This window comes from Sinosporangium album, from assembly GCF_900100605.1.
In the GTDB taxonomy this organism is placed as follows: Bacteria; Actinomycetota; Actinomycetes; order Streptosporangiales; family Streptosporangiaceae; genus Sinosporangium; species Sinosporangium album.
In genome coordinates this window covers 234,094-250,528 of record NZ_FNCN01000004.1, presented here as the reverse complement: position 1 = coordinate 250,528, position 16,435 = coordinate 234,094, and the positions used below count along the sequence as shown (strand labels likewise).

At 67.8% G+C, this 16,435-nt stretch carries 16 protein-coding genes and 1 tRNA gene; 5 read left to right on the top strand and 12 right to left on the bottom strand.

What is annotated here, in order from left to right; translation table 11 throughout:
- The first annotated feature begins 91 nt into the window (after nucleotides 1–91).
- The 3 genes from BLQ73_RS06095 (at nucleotide 92) to BLQ73_RS06085 (ending at nucleotide 3,224) form a co-directional block, all read left to right on the top strand.
- The gene (locus BLQ73_RS06095) at nucleotides 92–982 is read left to right on the top strand and encodes a HipA domain-containing protein (RefSeq protein ID WP_093169121.1); all 891 of its coding nucleotides are present in this window, start codon (nucleotides 92–94) and stop codon (nucleotides 980–982) included.
- Between the two features lie 64 nt (nucleotides 983–1,046).
- Nucleotides 1,047–1,760 carry an HIRAN domain-containing protein gene (locus tag BLQ73_RS31010; RefSeq protein ID WP_143020148.1) on the top strand — a complete coding sequence of 238 codons (714 nt, stop codon included), beginning with the start codon at nucleotides 1,047–1,049 and terminating at the stop codon, nucleotides 1,758–1,760.
- A gap of 1,158 nt (nucleotides 1,761–2,918) precedes the next feature.
- Complete coding sequence (locus BLQ73_RS06085) at nucleotides 2,919–3,224, top strand: winged helix-turn-helix transcriptional regulator (protein WP_245690826.1); 306 nt, start codon at nucleotides 2,919–2,921, stop codon at nucleotides 3,222–3,224.
- Nucleotides 3,225–3,811: 587 nt separating this feature from the next.
- On the opposite strand, the gene BLQ73_RS06080 is transcribed toward BLQ73_RS06085, so the two are convergent.
- Nucleotides 3,812–3,896, bottom strand: a tRNA-Tyr gene (locus BLQ73_RS06080).
- A 268-nt stretch (nucleotides 3,897–4,164) separates the two neighbouring features.
- Here BLQ73_RS06080 and BLQ73_RS06075 point away from each other — a divergent pair.
- The gene (locus BLQ73_RS06075) at nucleotides 4,165–4,659 is read left to right on the top strand and encodes a YajQ family cyclic di-GMP-binding protein (protein ID WP_093169115.1); all 495 of its coding nucleotides are present in this window, start codon (nucleotides 4,165–4,167) and stop codon (nucleotides 4,657–4,659) included.
- A gap of 359 nt (nucleotides 4,660–5,018) precedes the next feature.
- A complete protein-coding gene (locus tag BLQ73_RS06070; RefSeq protein WP_143020147.1) occupies nucleotides 5,019–6,050 on the top strand; it encodes a hypothetical protein in 1,032 nt (343 codons plus the stop codon).
- A gap of 41 nt (nucleotides 6,051–6,091) precedes the next feature.
- Here BLQ73_RS06070 and BLQ73_RS06065 read toward each other — a convergent pair whose 3' ends face one another.
- The 11 genes from BLQ73_RS06065 to BLQ73_RS06015 form a co-directional block, all read right to left on the bottom strand.
- Complete coding sequence (locus BLQ73_RS06065) at nucleotides 6,092–6,943, bottom strand: M48 family metalloprotease (protein ID WP_093169111.1); 852 nt, start codon at nucleotides 6,941–6,943, stop codon at nucleotides 6,092–6,094.
- A gap of 70 nt (nucleotides 6,944–7,013) precedes the next feature.
- Entirely contained in the window at nucleotides 7,014–8,579 is a 1,566-nt protein-coding gene (locus tag BLQ73_RS06060; RefSeq protein WP_093169109.1) for an NADH-quinone oxidoreductase subunit N, read from the bottom strand.
- Complete coding sequence (locus BLQ73_RS06055) at nucleotides 8,576–10,093, bottom strand: complex I subunit 4 family protein (RefSeq protein WP_093169107.1); 1,518 nt, start codon at nucleotides 10,091–10,093, stop codon at nucleotides 8,576–8,578. Before BLQ73_RS06055 ends, BLQ73_RS06060 begins: the two co-directional genes overlap by 4 nt.
- Nucleotides 10,090–11,985, bottom strand: coding sequence for an NADH-quinone oxidoreductase subunit 5 family protein (locus BLQ73_RS06050; protein ID WP_093169105.1), 1,896 nt, complete (start codon nucleotides 11,983–11,985; stop codon nucleotides 10,090–10,092). The genes BLQ73_RS06055 and BLQ73_RS06050 overlap by 4 nt, the downstream gene beginning before the upstream one ends.
- Complete coding sequence (nuoK, locus tag BLQ73_RS06045; RefSeq protein WP_093169103.1) at nucleotides 11,982–12,389, bottom strand: NADH-quinone oxidoreductase subunit NuoK; 408 nt, start codon at nucleotides 12,387–12,389, stop codon at nucleotides 11,982–11,984. The genes BLQ73_RS06050 and nuoK overlap by 4 nt, the downstream gene beginning before the upstream one ends.
- Nucleotides 12,390–12,923, bottom strand: a complete 534-nt coding sequence (locus tag BLQ73_RS06040) for an NADH-quinone oxidoreductase subunit J family protein (protein WP_093169101.1) — start codon at nucleotides 12,921–12,923, stop codon at nucleotides 12,390–12,392.
- The gene (locus BLQ73_RS06035; RefSeq protein WP_093169099.1) at nucleotides 12,920–13,840 is read right to left on the bottom strand and encodes a NuoI/complex I 23 kDa subunit family protein; all 921 of its coding nucleotides are present in this window, start codon (nucleotides 13,838–13,840) and stop codon (nucleotides 12,920–12,922) included. Before BLQ73_RS06035 ends, BLQ73_RS06040 begins: the two co-directional genes overlap by 4 nt.
- Before the next feature lie 53 nt (nucleotides 13,841–13,893).
- Entirely contained in the window at nucleotides 13,894–14,847 is a 954-nt protein-coding gene (gene nuoH / locus BLQ73_RS06030; protein ID WP_093169097.1) for an NADH-quinone oxidoreductase subunit NuoH, read from the bottom strand.
- Between the two features lie 7 nt (nucleotides 14,848–14,854).
- Nucleotides 14,855–15,439 (bottom strand): NADH-quinone oxidoreductase subunit C, encoded by a 585-nt coding sequence (locus BLQ73_RS06025; protein WP_093169095.1) that lies wholly within the window; start codon nucleotides 15,437–15,439, stop codon nucleotides 14,855–14,857.
- A complete protein-coding gene (locus tag BLQ73_RS06020; protein WP_093169093.1) occupies nucleotides 15,436–15,948 on the bottom strand; it encodes an NADH-quinone oxidoreductase subunit B in 513 nt (170 codons plus the stop codon). Before BLQ73_RS06020 ends, BLQ73_RS06025 begins: the two co-directional genes overlap by 4 nt.
- A 106-nt stretch (nucleotides 15,949–16,054) precedes the next feature.
- Nucleotides 16,055–16,414 (bottom strand): NADH-quinone oxidoreductase subunit A, encoded by a 360-nt coding sequence (locus tag BLQ73_RS06015; protein ID WP_093169091.1) that lies wholly within the window; start codon nucleotides 16,412–16,414, stop codon nucleotides 16,055–16,057.
- Nucleotides 16,415–16,435 lie beyond the last annotated feature (21 nt).

Genomic DNA, 16,435 nt, shown 5'->3' with positions numbered 1-16,435 from the left:
GTAGAACCTTTGGGTCCAAGCCACTGCAGTTGGATGGACCGCTTGGTCGACTCTAACTTAGAGTGATCAGATCACTTGGTACTGTAATGGGATGGCCAAGATGTTCCCGGTGGTTGACGTCACGGGCTGGGATGTCGACCAATTTGAAGCAGACGGGTCTGATGAGAAGATCTGGCTGATCGACCCGAATACCAGCCTGTCGGCGTTGTTCAAGCCGAACGTCCGCAATGACACCGCCGAGCAGGCAGATCACTGGCCAGAGAAACTCGCCTCAGAGGTGGCCCAGCGACTGGGCGTCCCCGCGGCGCGGATTGACCTCGCCGTCCGCAACGGAAAACGAGGATGCGTCTCCTACGACGTCAAGCCCGAATTTTGGGAGCTCCAGCCCGGACATGTGCTCCTCTCCGACCACCTGGGCACTCATGACCCAAGGGATAAGCACCGTGCCGGACATACCCTCGACAACATCCGCACGGTCTTGCATAAGTTCGGACCACCGCCAAACTCCAACCTCCCACCTCGGTTCAATGCTTTCGATCTCTTTGCCGGCTACTTAGTGCTCGACGCAGTGATCGCTAACCGCGACCGACACTCGGCCAACTGGGCGGTCCTCCTGGGGCCGGAAGAGACGGACCGCGGCCTATGTCCCACATACGATCACGCGACAAGCCTCGGCTTCCATCTGACCGATGATCATCGGAGGAGGAAGCTCGGCAACCCCGTCGAGTGGGAGGCATACCTGCGGAACGGCACTGCGCATCGGTTCCAGGACTGCAGGAAGGTGACTCTCGTGGAGTTCGCGCGGCGGGGGCTAGAGATGCTCAGTGAGGCTGTTCGCGCATACTGGAGGGACCGAGTGCGAGACTTGGGTAAAGATCATCTGAACATGCTGGCGTCCACGACCCCGGAAATGTCAGTGGAGGCACGTACGTTCGCAGTGGAGCTCATGGACACCAACCGGAGGAGGCTGCTCGATGGATAGCCCAGTGACCATTGCCGCTCCGCCTTCGTCTAGCAAAGCTCGCTCGCGAGGGGGGTCGACCCGATTGATCGTCGCCCGGCAAGATCCTAAGACTCGCTCCATCTCGCCGGTAGGGGTCCTGCGGACTTCCCCTGCGGGGTTCGTCTTCGCCTACCTCCAACGGGTTCGCGACATTCCTGGCTTTAGGCCACTGCTCGGTTTCGCCGATCTGACCCGCCATTACCGGTCAAAGAATCTCTTTCCATTGTTCAGCCAGAGGATCATGAATCGGCGTCGACCGGACTACCAACAGTATCTAAACGTGCTGGGGCTGAGCGCCAACTCTTCCGAGCTGACGATCCTGGGCCGCTCTGGGGGACGACGCGCGGGTGATGCGATCTTCCTGGTGCCGGAACCTCATGTGAATGAGAACGGCCAAACCTCAGCAACGTTCTTCGTACACGGTTTGCGCCACCTATCTGGACACGAGGCACGGATCTCCCAACTCCGGATCGGCGAGCTTCTCGAGCTGCGTGATAACCCGGAGAATCCCGCGAACCCCCGCGCGCTGCTGGTCACCGGGGATGGCGTGGAGCTGGGCTGGGTCCCCGACCTCTTGCTCGACTACGTTCACGCAGTGCGTAACCACAACCTCGCCGATCTCCACGTGGCTCAGATCAACGGAGCCGACGCCCCACCTAACCTGCGACTGCGCGTCGAGTTTTCCGGTTTCCTAGCGCCCGGCTACCAACCATTTCGAGGACCGGACTGGGAAATATCACCTGATAGGACTATGTAGTAGATGCACCTACTGCATGATGCAAACCGCTGCACTAGCTTATTTCAGTGATTAATGCGAGTAGTCGACCTGCTACCCAATACCTATCAGAGCGTTTAAGGATGTTTAGGCGAGTCGGACTGACGCGGCCCTGCCGTTGCCCAGCTACCGAGGTCAGCGAACAAAACGTCGAGTCGATGCCCTCGCCGGCGACCATCACCTTGATCGGATAAGCGGGAATCCCGTTCCTCTCCCTCAGAGAGCATCCTGCGTACATCCCGTGCGTTAGCGTTGAAGCCGTGCCGGGCCCGTGAGTGCTCCTTAAGCTTCGGAGGCGTGTGCGTGAAGAGCAGGATGCGGACGTTGCGCATTGGCAACCAGGTCTTCGTCTGGACGGCGCGTATCGGCCATACAACGGGCGATGGGGCTTGTCGGCGGTGTGTCCGTCTCCGGGTCTGGGGCGGAGGAAAGAACGGTCAGAGGCTCCAGGCGGACCTGGTTTCGACCTACGAAGGTGGGCCCTGGGGATATTGCGCAACCGACACGGCATTCCCTACCCCAAGGGATGTGCGGGCGGTCGTCGAGCATGCTCTCGCGAATGGCTGGGATCCTGCCGCTCGCGGCGGTGTGTTTCTCGCACAGGACAAGTCCTTGATCCTCCAGGATTTCGTGATCAGTCAGCAGCAGGGCGCCACCGCGTAAGGGCTGACCGATGTGTGGCACGCGGCCGTGTCGCTCTGGCCTTTAGCGAAACAGGGCTAGCGAAGCAGGGCAACGGTGTCTTGCCGCGTCTACGTCCGGCGTTCCGACGCGTTGTCGGTAGCGCAGTAGCGTGACACAGGAGATGTGCTGAAGTGGCCCGGACGATGTCCGGGCCACTTCAGGCCCCCGTACGAAAGATCATCAATCCGTCAGATGCCGTGTCGCCGCGTTGCGGACCGGCGCCACCGCCGCATCACCGGCGTTGAACCTCTCGGCGAATACCATGGGCACGTCACTCAGGACGTTCAGCGAGCTGCCAGAGCATCGATGTGCGTCCTTCCAGCAGGGCGACATCAATCGGACGCGATAACGCTAGGAGACGCCTTCGTGACTCACCAAACGGTTGGTTACACAGCCCAACCGGGCTTACCCGACGATCCTCGTGCAAACGTCACCGAACCCACCCCCTCCTGCCCTGTGGAGATCACCCTCGCCACCCTGCACGGCCGCTGGACGACCCTGCTGATCCGGGAATTCCTGCGAGGCGACCACACCTTCACCGAGCTCCGCCACACCCTGCCCGCACTGTCGGACAAAGTCCTCTCCGACCGGCTGGCTCACCTGACAAATGCCGGAGTGCTCGAACGCCGCCGCCTACCAAGCTGGCCGCCCAGGGTCCACTACACACTCACCGCACACGGACGCCGTCTCGGCCCTGTGCTCCAAGCACTGTGGGACTGGGGAGCACAGCACGAGTCCCCTCCGTCGAGCGAATTCGAATAACGTCGACCGCGCATTCACCTGATCCCAGGCCGCCGCTCAAGATCCTTGTTCGCACAGACAGCACGGGCCGCCGCCCTCAAGCCCTGGCTGAGTGCCGTCCACGCCGCCGACGTCGCCCCGCTGCGCTCGTTCGCCAACGGCATCGAACGCGACTTCGACGCCCTCATCAACAGGAGGCCGCGAACGGCGCCACATGCCTCGGGCGGCGCCGGTCGCTCCCTGTTCACACGTGCGGCGAACGTGGGCTTCACGACGTGCCGCAGCCATCGCCTCTTGCGGGCTTCTGCTGCTCTGCGCGCTTCTCCCGCTTCGGATCCGCCCAGACCGGCACCTCTCCAGGGGCATACGGCAAGATGCTCTGGACAAACCACCTGTCCGACACCTCCGCGGCAACGGCCTTCAGCGACTCTCCGCCGACCGTGATCTTGAAGTCGGCGATCGAGCCGCCTCACTTGGCCGGCATAACGAGAGCTTGGCCGCACATTCGCCGTGACAAGCCGTAGGGAGCCGCCGACAGCCGTGGACAGCGGATATCAACGAAAGAACCCCTGACCGCGTCTCCGCTGGTCAGGGGCTCTTTTCCCTGCTGGTGGCAGGTGATGGGTTCGAACCATCGTAGGCTGAGCCGACGGTTTTACAGACCGCTCCCTTTGGCCGCTCGGGCAACCTGCCTGGGGTGTGCCGCTCTCGCGGCGACAGGTAGAAGAATAGCGGACTTCTGGGCGTGGCGTGACATCCATAACGGTGGGGGACGAGGGGCCGGTGGGGCCGGTGGATGGTGGGGACGGCGGCTCCCGTGTAAGCGGGATGGTAGCTAGGCTGATCAGGCCCGTGGCGTGTGGTGCATGCGGGTGGCCTGGCGTTGGCTTCGCGCTGTTTGTTGGACGGTGTGGGGGCGGGGGCGCCGGGGGTGTGTTTTTCCTTCTCGGAAAGGTCGTGTATGGCTGACTCGTCGTTCGACATCGTTTCGAAGATCGACCAGCAGGAGGTCGATAACGCGCTGAACCAGACGCTCAAGGAGATCGGGCACCGGTTCGACTTCAAGGGCACCGGGGCGAATATCGCCCGGGCGGGGGCGCAGAAGGACATCGAGATCAGGGCGAACTCCGAGGAGCGGGCGAACGCGGTTCTCGATGTGTTCAAGGAGAAGCTGATCAAGCGGGGTCTGTCGCTGAAGATTCTCGACCCGGGCGAGCCGCGGCTGTCGGGGAAGGAGTATCGCTTGGGGGTCGCCCTCAAGGAGGGGATCGACCAAGACAATGCGAAGAAGGTCTCGAAGATCATCCGGGATGAAGGGCCGAAGGGGGTCAAGGCTCAGATCCAGGGGGACGAGCTCCGGGTGAGCTCGAAGAAGAAGGATGACCTGCAGGAGATCATCTCCCTGTTGAAGGGCAAGGACCTGGACATCGCCCTCCAGTTCACGAACTATCGCTAGTCGGCGGGGTGGGCAAGGCTCAGGGGGCGGCTGCCGCCGTACGGGGTCTTGTAGGCATGTCCGGGGCACACGGCCGGGAGCGTCGTCCACGAGGGCGCACGCCGTCGTGTGCCTCGGGCCACCGCCCCCGGGGGACGGCCCGGTGCGGCGTACGGCTCGCGCCGCCGGAGGCGGCCGGCGGCACCTGCGTGTGGAATCTCGCCCTGCATGCCGGGGCCGATCAGGCTGTGATCAGCGGTCCGTTGATGGCTGAGAATGCAATGCCGTAGCCGGTCCGTAATCAACTTTCCCGGGCTTTTTCGCGTCCATCAAGGTGATGGTCGAACAAGCGAAAAGGAGGAGCCATGGGGAAGAGGCCGGTGGTGTTCGGGGTGGTCGTGGCGGCGGGAATGGCATTGGGTGTGCCCGCCGAAGCGGGAGCGTTTTCCATGCCAGAGGCGCTTTTCACCGCGAATGCGGACGACACTGTGCGCTTCACTTGGGCCGACGCATGCGAGAAGAACACCTTCACCGCTCCTTGCGGGCCGTGGAAAATGACGCTGCGGTCGGGGAAGGTGGTGAAGCTCGCGGATGTCCGCGTTATCGCCAAGGACGCGAAGGGCACGTCGGTGAAGTACTGGCCGGCGCCGACGGCGGTCAGTGGGGATGGCCGGTTCATCCACTACTTCCGCGAGGCGGACGACACGATGGTGGTGCGTAACGTCGCGACGGGCGCGGTGGAGGCACTTCCCGATGCGGTGGCCAAGCCTCCCAAGGGGCTCGGGATGATGGACATCGACCCGAGGCTCTCCCCGAACGGGCGGTATCTCGTGCTCGACTACGGGGACGATAGGGGCGACCAGAAGGGCACGAGGCCAAGTGTGCTGGTCGATCTCGAACGGGGCACGCACGCCGAGATCCCGGCGGCCTACGAGATCCTCGGGTTCGGCCCCGACGGTTCTCGTCTGCTGGTGAACCGGTTCACATCGAAAGGCGCGGCGGAGTTCGCGGTGTTCGGCGCGGACGGCCGCAAGCAGGTGAGCCGTATGGTTCCGCGGGAGGTGGCGAGCAACGGCCCGGTCGCGCTGGCGGAGGACGGGGCGACGGTCGCGCTGGTGGTCGGATACTCGCGGGCCGGGGCGAAGACGGGGCTGCGGCATTACAACCTGTCGACAGGTGTATTTTCGTCGGCGGTCAAGCTCGGTTATCCGCGGCAGGAACATCCGCACAGCCTTTATTTCGACGCCTCGGGAAACCTCACTCTGTGGACGAGGCTGTCGACTGGCGATCGGGCATTCGCGGGGGCGGCGCGCTATGCGGTCGACCCGAGGAACGGCGATACCCGAAAGAAGGACTCTTTCGGCATTCCCGACAAGGCCGGCGACTCCTGGCTTCAGCTGCCAGGCGAATAGAAGGCTAAAAAGGGGGAACGGGCGGCGGTCGGCCGCGGGTGTCAGCGGCGGTAGCCCGCCATGCGTTCGAGGCGGGCTACGCGTTCGGCGGTGGCGGGGTGTGTGGCGAAGAGGCGGCCGAGGCCGCGCCCGCGGAACGGGTTGGCGATCATGAGATGGGCGGCGGAGGCGAGGCGGGCGTTCTCGGGCAGGGGGTGCCGGCGGCCGTACATCTCGATCTTGCGCAGTGCGGAGGCGAGGGCGAGCGGGTCGCCGGTGAGGAAGGCGCCGGCCTCGTCGGCCTGGTATTCGCGAGCGCGGGCGATGGCGGACTGGATGAGGCCGGCCGCGACGGGACCGAGCACCATCATGAGCACCGCGCCGAGGAAGCCGGGGCCCTCGTCGTCGTCCGAGCCGCCGAAGAGGGCGGCGACGTAGCCGACGAATGTGATCATCGTGGCGAGGGCCGCGGCGACGCATGAAATGAGGGTGTCCCGGTTGTAGATGTGGGACAGCTCGTGGCCGACCACGCCGCGGAGCTCCTGCTCGTTGAGCAGGCCGGTGAGGCCGTAGGTCACGCAGATGCTGGCCTTGCGGGGGTTTCGACCGGTCGCGAAGGCGTTGGGCTGCATGGTGGGCGAGATGTAGAGGCGGGGCATAGGTTGCCTGGCCTCGGTGGAGAGCTCGCGCACGATGCGGTAGAGCGTGGGCTGTTCGACCTCGCCGACGGGCCGGGCGCGGAGGGCGGTGAGGGCGATGCGATCGCCGAACAGGTAGGCGGCACCGGTGATGCCGAGTGCGGCGAGCAGTGCGACGGGGAGCGCGCCGCCGCCCCCGAGCCAGGCGCCCAGCCCGATGATCAGGGCGGACATCGCTCCGAGAAGGACCGCTGTGCGCAGGCCGTTGTGGTGCATTGTCCCCCTTTCGAGGTCTGGGTTCATCGGCTACAACGTCTGTCCGGCAAGATAACGTTCCCCGCAGTGGTCACCCCAGAGCGGAGAGCAAACCGGCGTCGAAGACGACCTGAGGGGCCACGGAGAACACCACGGTGATCACGACGGAGACGGCGACGCCCACAGCGACGGGCGCGAGCCGTACGGCGGGAGCCTCCCGAGCCTCGACCGGCGCGGGAGCCGGCGTGAAGAGCGCGGCGGCCCAGGTGACGTAGTAGTACAGGCCGATGACCGTGTTGACGGCCATGACCACGGCGAGCCAGCCCACGCCGCCGTCGACCAGTTCGCGGAACACCGCGACCTTCGCGAACAGCCCGGCGAGGCCGGGGGGAAGGCCGGCCAGGCAGACGAGGAAGAAGGCGAGGGCCAGGGCGGCGGCGGGCCGCCGGAAGACGAGGCCGCGGTAGTCCGCGAGGCTGCCGCCTCGGGCGACGAGCATGGCGACGGCGAACGCGCCGAGGTTCATGGCGGCGTAGAACACGAGGTAGACGACGGCCGCGCCGGCGCCTTCCGGGCCGACGCCCAGCGGGGCGAGGATGTAGCCCGATTGCGCGACCGACGACCAGGCGAGCAGCCGTACGGCGTGGCGTTGCCGCATGGCCAGCAGGTTGCCGATGGTCATGGTGAGGGCGGCGAGCACGGCGACGACGGGCACCCAGACCTCGGAGTAGAGGGGTCGCGTGACGGCGAGCACCAGGATGAGCCCGGCGAATCCGGCGGCTTTGGAGATGACCGATAGGAGCGCCGCCACCGGGACGGACGCCCCCTGGTAGACGTCGGCCGCCCATGAGTGGAACGGCACTGCCGCGACCTTGAACGCGAACCCGGCGATGACCAGCATGACGGCGGCGGTGACGACCCCGTGGGCTTCGGGGATCGGGCTTTTCGCGAGGCCTCCGGCGATGTGGCTGAGGTGGAGTGTGCCGCTCGCGCCGTACAGGAGGGAGATCCCGAACAGGGTGATCGCGGTGGAGACGACGGAGACGAGGAAGAGTTTCACCGCGGCCTCGGAGGCGCGGCCGTCGTAGCGGCGCAGGGCGGTGAGGGCGAAGACGGGCAGGGAGACGAGTTCGAGAGCCACGACGAGCATGACGAGGTCGCGCGAGGCGGGCAGGGTGATCGCGCCGATGAGGGCGCAGAGGAGGAGGAAGTACCACTCCCCTACCGGGATGTCGCCGTCGGACAGTTGGCCCATCGACATCAGGATCACCACGACTCCGGCGACCAGCGTTAATCCCCCGAAGACCAGGGTGATGTGGTCGACGACGTATGAGCAGGCGGCCGGCTCGGGCACGCAGAAGGTCGACAGGGTGCCTCCGTGTACGGCTTGCGCCACCAGCAGGGCGCCGGCCGCGATCACGCCGGCGAGGGCGGTGAACCCGAGGGCGCCTCTGACGCTCGGGCCGTGCGAGCTGCGCGAGCTGTGCGGGAGGAAAGCATCGAGGAGCAGCACGGCGCAGGCGGTGAGCGCGAGGGCGAGCGGGGGCGCGATCGCGGCGTAGTCGATGGCCTGGACCGCGGTGGCGGCGTGCGGTGAGGCGGTGGCGGCATGGGAGGCGACGTGGGAGGCGGCGTGGGTGGCGGAGGTCGTGGTCATCGCGCCTCCAGGAAGGTCTGCACGGCCGGGTCGGTGATCGCGAGGAGGGCTTTCGGCCAGAGGCCGAACACCAGGATGAGCAGCACGAGCGGCACCCAGGCGCTCAGCTCGAACGTGCGGACGTCCCCGACGGCCGAGGGGGTGAGGGGGCCGGGCGGGCCGTGGGTGACGCGGGACAGCATGACCAGGAAGTAGGCCGCGGTGAGGACCGTGCCGAGGCCACCCACCGCCATGAACACCAGGAACAGCGGCCGGGACAGCCCTTCGGCGGGCTCGAACGCGCCGAACAGCGCCAACATCTCCCCCCAGAACCCCGCAAGGCCCGGCAACCCTAGTGAGGCGATGCAGGCGAAGGTGAGGAGTGAGCCGAGGTACGGCAGACGCCCCAGCATCCCTCCGCCGAGCTCGGCCATGTCGGCGGTGCCGTACCTGTCCTTGACGGCGCCGGCGAGGAAGAACAGCAGGCCGGTGATGAGGCCGTGGGCGATGTTGCCGAACAGGGCGGCGTTGACGCCGACGGGGGTGAGGGTGGCGAAGCCCAGCAGGACGAAGCCCATGTGGCCGACGGACGAGTAGGCGATCATCCGTTTGAGGTCGCGCTGGGCCAGGCAGGCGAGCGCGCCGTACACGATGCCGACGACGGCGAACGCGCCGAGCCAGGGGGCGACGGCGTGGGCGCCGTCGGGCAGGACGGGGATGGCGATGCGGGCGAAGCCGTACGTGCCCATTTTCAGGAGCACCCCGGCGAGCAGGACAGAGCCGACGGTGGGGGCTTCGGTGTGCGCGTCGGGCAGCCAGGTGTGCAGCGGCCACATCGGGGTTTTGACCGCCAGGCCCAGACCGATGGTGACGAAGGCGACGATCTGCACGGCGCGCGGCAGGGCCGCCCCCTGGCTGTGGGCTAGGGCGACGATGTCGAGTGTGCCGGTCTGCGACCAGATGAGCAGAAGGCCGAGCAGCAGGACCACGGACCCGAGCAGCGTGTAAAGGATGAACTTCAGCGCCGCCGCGCGCCGGCCGGGGCCTCCCCAGATCGCGATGACGAAGTACATCGGGATCAGCACGACTTCGAAGAACACGAAGAAGAGCAGAAGGTCGAGGGCGAGGAATGTGCCGAGCATCCCGACTTCGAGCAGGAGCAGGGCGGACATCATCGCTCTGAGCCGCTCGGTTCGCCGATCGCCGGACAGGTAGACGAAGCACAGGAAGGTCAGCAGGGCGGTGAGGGCGACGAGCGGTAGGGAGATCCCGTCCACGCCGAGGTGGAATCTGAGGTCGAGGCCGGGGATCCAGGGCAGGTCCACCTCGTGCTGGATCTGCGCGGCCCGCCGGTAGTCGAAGGTGACGGCCATCGCGACGACGGGCACGAGGGTGAGCCCGGAGACGGCGAGCCCGTACATCTTGAGCGCCCTGACCTGGAGGCGGAGCCCGAGCAGCAGGGCGGCCCCGAGGGCGGGCACGATCAGGACAGAGACGATCAGGACAGGCACGGCCAGGGCCGGCACGGGTGTCATCCGAGCACCACCGCCCCCACCACGATGATCAGCAGTCCGGCCACGAGGCCGCTGACGTAGATCTGCGCGTTGCCGTTCTGTGCGAGGCGCAGCACGCCCGACAGCCCTCGGGCGGTACGGCCGGAGCCCCGCACGGCCCCGTCCACGACCGTGTCGTCGGCGCGCACGACCGCGTGGGCAAGCCACCGCACCGGGCGCACGAACAGGGCGTTGTAGGCCGTGTCCACGTAGAACGCCTGTTCACAGGCGCGCCGTAGCGGGCCGAGCAGGCGGGCCGGGTCGGCGTCGGGGGCGCCGCGCCAGGTGGCGTAGACGGCGCCCGCTCCAAGCAGCGCCAGCGCGACGCTGAGCGCCGCCGTCCCCCAGTGCGGCGCGGCGGGTACGGCGAAGCCGAGCAGCAGGGCGGGCACCGCCAGCAGGATCACCGGCCACAGCATCGAGGCGGGGCCCTCTCGGGCGTGGTCGCCTGTCTGTGCGCGGGGTTCGCCAAAGAACGTGCGCAACCACGCGCGTGTCGCGTAGGCGCCGGTGACGGCGACGGTCGCGAGGGCTGTGCCGTACAGGATCCAGCCCACGGCACCGGGCACGGCACTGGGCACGGCACTGGGCACGGCACCGGGCGCCGTGCCGGGCGCGGCACCCGGCGCGGCGCCCATGGCGGCGAGGGCGGCGTCCTTGCTGAAGAAGCCGCTGGCGGGCGGCAGGCCCATGAGGGCGGCGAAGCCGATGGTCGTGGTGGCGAAGGTGATCGGCATGGCGCGGCGCAGGCCCCCCATGCCGCTCATGAGGTTGGTGGCGGCGCGGTGGATGATCAGGCCCGCGCAGAGGAAGAGCAGGGCCTTGAACGCGCCGTGGGTGAACAGGTGGAAGATCGCGGCGTCGTCGTCGCGGGCGGCGAGCGCGCCTGCCATGAAGGCGAGCTGGCTGATGGTCGAGTAGGCGAGCACGCGTTTGAGGTCGTCTTGCGCCAGCGCGGCGAGGGCGGCGCCCAGCATGCCGAGCGCGGCCATGATCGCGAGTACGGCGAGCGTGGTGGGCGCGGCGAGGAAGAGGGGGAACAGCCGGGCGACGATGAAGATACCGGCGGCGACCATGGTGGCGGCGTGGATGAGGGCGCTGATCGGGGTGGGGCCCGCCATGGCGTCGGGAAGCCAGGTGTGCAGGGGGGCTTGGGCGCTTTTGCCGGCGACACCGACGAGCAGGAGGAGGGTGCCGACGGTGAGGACAGTCGTCGACATCGCCGGATATTTCGTGACCACGTCGTCGATGCGGAAGCTGCCGGCACCGACGGCGAGGACGAAGATCCCGAACAGGAAGCCCACGTCGCCGAGGCGGGTCACCAGGAACGCCTTCACCGCGGCCCGGGAGTTCGCGCGGTCCTCCCACCAGTGCCCGATCAGGAGATACGAGCACAGGCCCATGATCTCCCAGCCGACGTACAGCACGATCAGGTCGGCCGCGTAGACCACCAGGAGCATGGCGCTCGTGAACAGGCTGATGAAGGCGCTGTAGGACGGATACCGCCGGTCGTCGCGCATATAGCCGACCGAGTACACCTGTACGGCGAGTGCCACCACCGTGACCAGCACCCCGGTCAGTGCCGACAGCCGCGTCACCTCAAGCCCGACGGCCACCGGCAGGGAGCCGGTCTCCACCACGGTCAGCGTTCCGGCCACCGCCGTCCCGCCCGTCCCGCCGCGCAGCACGCGCACGGCCGCCACCCCGGCCAGGATGGCGGCGACCGCCGTCGGCACCACCGCGAACCACGCCGCGAACCGCACCGCCCGCCACGCCGCCCGCCGCGCCGCGAACCGCACCGCCCTCGGGCCGAGCAGTCCGCCCACCGCCCCGAGAAACGGCAGGAGTACGGCACAGGCCACCATGACCATCATGTCGCCGCCCCCTCCTGGCCGGTCCCGCGGCGCGGCCCCGGCGCGGGGGCGGGGCCCGCCACACCGCGATCAGGGCCCGCCGCGTCGCAATCGGGGCCGGGCTCGGCGAGGTCCCGGAGGCTGTCGAGGTCCACGGTCCGCCGGTTGCGGAACACGGCGAGGACGATGGCGAGGCCGAGTCCCAGCTCGGCGGCGGCGATGACGATGACGAACAGAGTGAGCACCTGGCCGCCGTGGAGCCGGTCCCCCAGCCACACGTCGAAGGCGATCAGGTTGAGGTTGACGGCGTTGAGCATGAGCTCGACCGACATCAGCACAAGGATCGTGTTGCGCCGGGCGAGCACGCCGTACACCCCGATCGAGAACAGCAGCGCCGAGACCACGACCGGATAGACAATGTGCACTTATCTCCCCCTGATGTCCGTACGGGAGATCACGATGGCACCGACCAGCGCGGCGAGCAGGAGCACCGAGAGCGCCTCGAAGGGCAGCACCCAGTAGCGGAACACCGCCACGCCGACTTCCTCAGCCGTCCCCTTCCCAGGCGACAAATCCACATATGCATGGCGGAAGCCATCCACCACCACGGTGACCAGCACCGCCGCCGTCGCCAGGGCCACCACCGCGGCCACCGGCCTGTTCCGGCTGTCCAGGTCGGGCGAACGCCCGATCGGCGCCCGGGTCAGCATGATGCCGAACAGCAGCAGCACCACCACCGCGCCGACATAGATCAACACCTGGACCCACGCCACGAACTCCGCCGTCAACACCAGGTAGCACCCCGCCAGCGCGCCGAGGCACACCACCAGCCAGAGCGCCGCGTGGACCACCTGCCGGGTCGTCACCACGAGCAGCCCCGTCCCTACGACCACCACGCCCAGCAGCAGGAAAACGATCTCATGCCCGGTCGGGGAGAGGTAGGACGGCGCCTCGCTCATGTCGTGGAGTCCTCCGGCGGCTCCTGGGACTTCGAGGCCCCGGGGTCAGGTGGGCCGGATCCGCCGGGCGGTTCGGGCTCCGAGGCGGGCGGCTTGGCGGGCAACGCGCCCGGGGGGCGGATGTTCCGCACATCCCGCGGGCTCAGACGCCGCCGAGGCCGCTCCTCACCGGACGCCCGGTCAGACGGCGGTGCGGGCGCAGGCTTGGCGGCCTCAGGCTCGTCCGGCACCGACTCGTCCGGCGCAGGCTTGGCGGGCAACGCGCCCGGCGGCCGGATGCCCCGCACGTCGCGGGGGGCGGTCCTTGCGCGGGGCCGCTCCCGCGGGGAGGCCGCCTCCTCCGCGGAAGGCTGCTCGACGGGCTGCGACGCGCCGGGGCTCTGGGCCGCGCGGGCCGGGGCCGTACGGCTCTCGCGGGCGGGACGGCCACCGCCCGCGACCTCCTTGGGCGGCTCGGCGCCCACCTCGTGCGGGGGCGGCGGGGGGACGGATTCGACCCACGACCCCAGCCGCTCCTTCTCATGGAGGAGGTCGAGAATGTCGTGCTCGGCGTATTCGAAGTCCGGCGCCCAGAACAGGGCGTCGAACGGGCACACTTCAATGCAGATCCCGCAGTACATGCACAGCGAGAAGTCGATCGCGAACCGGTCGAGCACGTTGCGGGCGCGTGGCCGGCCACCTTCGGGGGCGGGCAGCGTCTCCTTGTGCGAGTCGATGTAGATGCACCAGTCCGGGCACTCGCGCGCGCAGAGCATGCACACGGTGCAGTTCTCCTCGACCAGGGCGATGACGCCCCGGCTGCGGGGAGGCAGATCCGGCTGGACCTCGGGGTATTGCTGGGTCACCGATTTGTCGAGCATGTGCCGCAGGGTCACAGCCAACCCTTTGGCCAGCCCTTCTCCTGGGATATGCGCCACGCTACTCATCATGTCGCACCTGGCGTGGATCGTGAACTACCAGCCTCATCGGCTCACGCCGTGAACACTCTGACGACTCCGGTGATGGCGAGTTGGAGCAGGGCGAGGGGCACGAGGCCGACCCAGGCGAGTTTCTGCAGTTGGTCCTCGCGAAGCCGCGGGTAGCTGACCCGGACCCAGATGACGATGAAGGCCAGCGCGAAGACCTTGATCAGTGTCCAGACCGGGCCGGGCAGGACGGGGCCGTGCCAGCCTCCGAGGAAGAGCACGGTGGTAAGGGCCGACAGCACGACGATTCCCGCGTATTCCGCCAGCATGAAGAGGGCGAACCGGATGCCGGTGTATTCCGTCATCGGCCCCATGATGATCTCGGATTCGGCGATGGGCATGTCGAACGGCGGGCGGCGCAGTTCGGCGAGACCCGCGATGAAGAAGACGGCGAGCCCGATCGCCTGCCACGGCAGCCACCACCACTCCCACGCTTCGACGATGCCGGGCAGGGACAGGGTGCCGGCCGCCATGGCGACGGAGGAGGTGGCGAGCACCAGCGGCAGCTCGTACGATACGAGCTGGGCGGCCGACCGCATGCCGCCGAGAAGGCTGAACTTGTTGCCCGACGACCATCCGGCCATGATCGAACCGAGCACGCCGACCCCCATGACGGCGAGGACGAAGAACAGCCCCACGTTGAGGTCCGCACCGACGAGTCCCGGGCCGACGGGGATGACCGCGAGCACGACGAGGTACGGCACGAGCGCGACGGCCGGGGCGATGGCGAAGATCCGCCGGTCCGCGGCGGCGGGGATGACGTCCTCTTTCTGCATGAACTTCACGCCGTCGGCGATGAGCTGGGCCCAGCCGTGGAAGCCTCCGGCGTACATGGGGCCGAGGCGCGACTGCATGTGCGCCATGACCTTGTGCTCGGTCTGCCCGATGACGAGCGGCAGCACCAGGAAGGCGGCGACGATCAGGATGAGCCTGATCGCGAGGTCGAGGACTTCGGCCACTTTCCTCCTAGCTTTGCGGCTCGTTCTCCGGGTCACCGCCCGCGGGAGGGCGGGGGTGTTCGCGCGCCCAGTCGGTGGGCACACCCGGCGGCAGGGTTTTGCGGCGGCTGGGTGAGCCATGGCCGGATTCGCCGGGTTCCTTGGCTCCCGGCCACGGTTTGGCGACCCGGGAGGCGAGGATGAAGTCCTTGCGCAGGGGATGGCCTTCGAACCCGTCGGGGAGGAGCAGCGGCACGAGGTTCGGGTGGCCGTCGAAGACGACGCCGAACATCTCGAACGTCTCGCGTTCGTGCCAGTTCGCCCCCCGGTAGAGCCCGGTGAGGGTGGGGAGCACGGGGTCGGCGGAGGGCACCCGGGTGCGGAGCAGCAGGTGGCGGTGCCCGGCGGGATCGTAGAGGTGGGCGACGACCGACAGGGCCTCCGGCGGCTCGTCGACGCCGGTCAGCCAGTCGAAGAACACGCATCCCAGCGTGTCTCTGGCGAACTCCGCCACGCCGTACCAGTCGGCGGGTTCGACGTCGGCCGTGGTCTCGCCGAAGGATTCGGCCAGGCGGACGCGCGAGCCGTACCGTTCTTCGAGGGCGGCTCTCATGTGCGGCTCGCGTAGCGCTCGTCGAGGGACTCGGCCGCGATCTTCTCCTGGAGCTTGATGATGCCGTGCAGAAGGGCCTCGGGCCGGGGCGGGCAACCCGGCACGTAGACGTCCACGGGGATGATCTGGTCGACGCCCTTGGTCACGCAGTAGGAGTCCCAGTACGGCCCGCCGCAGTTGGAGCAGGCTCCGAATGAGATGACGTATTTCGGGTCGGGCATCTGCTCGTAGAGACGCTTGACGGCCGGGGCCATCTTGTCGGTGACGGTGCCCGAGACGATCATGAGGTCGGCCTGGCGGGGGCCGTTGGCGAAGGGGATGACTCCGAACCTGATGAAGTCGTGGCGGCTCATCGAGGTGGCGATGAACTCGATGGCGCAGCAGGCGAGGCCGAAGTTGAACACCCACAGGGAGTAGCGCCGTCCCCAGTTGAGGATGAAGCGCATGGGTTTGGGAGCGAGCCGCGAGAGCGGCCCCACGCGAACGGTGGGCATTGGGAGATCCGCCATATCTCGCATTCTCCTCTCCCTCCCAGGTCAAGGCGAGTCGCCCGTCCGGGTCCGGCGCGGGTGGCCCCGGTCCGGCGCGGGGCGCCGGTGTGGGTCCGTGGCCGGGTCAGGTCCAGGTGAGCACGCGCTTTCGCCAGGCGTAGACGATGCCGAGGGCGATCACGCCGAGGAAGACGAACATCTCGACGAGGGTGGTCATGCCGTAGCCGGGGCGGGCGAACACCGTGGCCCAGGGGAAGAGGAACACCGCGTCCACGGCGAAGACCACATAGAGGTAGGTGAAGACGTAGTAGCGGACCTGCGACTGCGCCCAGCCTTCGCCGACGGGGTCGACGCCGCATTCGTAGGTCGTGAGTTTGTCGGGCGTGGAGTGGGTGGGGCGCAGGAGCCGGTTGACGAGCAGAGCCCCGGCGAAGACGGCCACGCCGATCGCGAACAGGGCGATCACGGGAGCATAGGAGCTCATGCTCGGATCTTAACCCGGTGA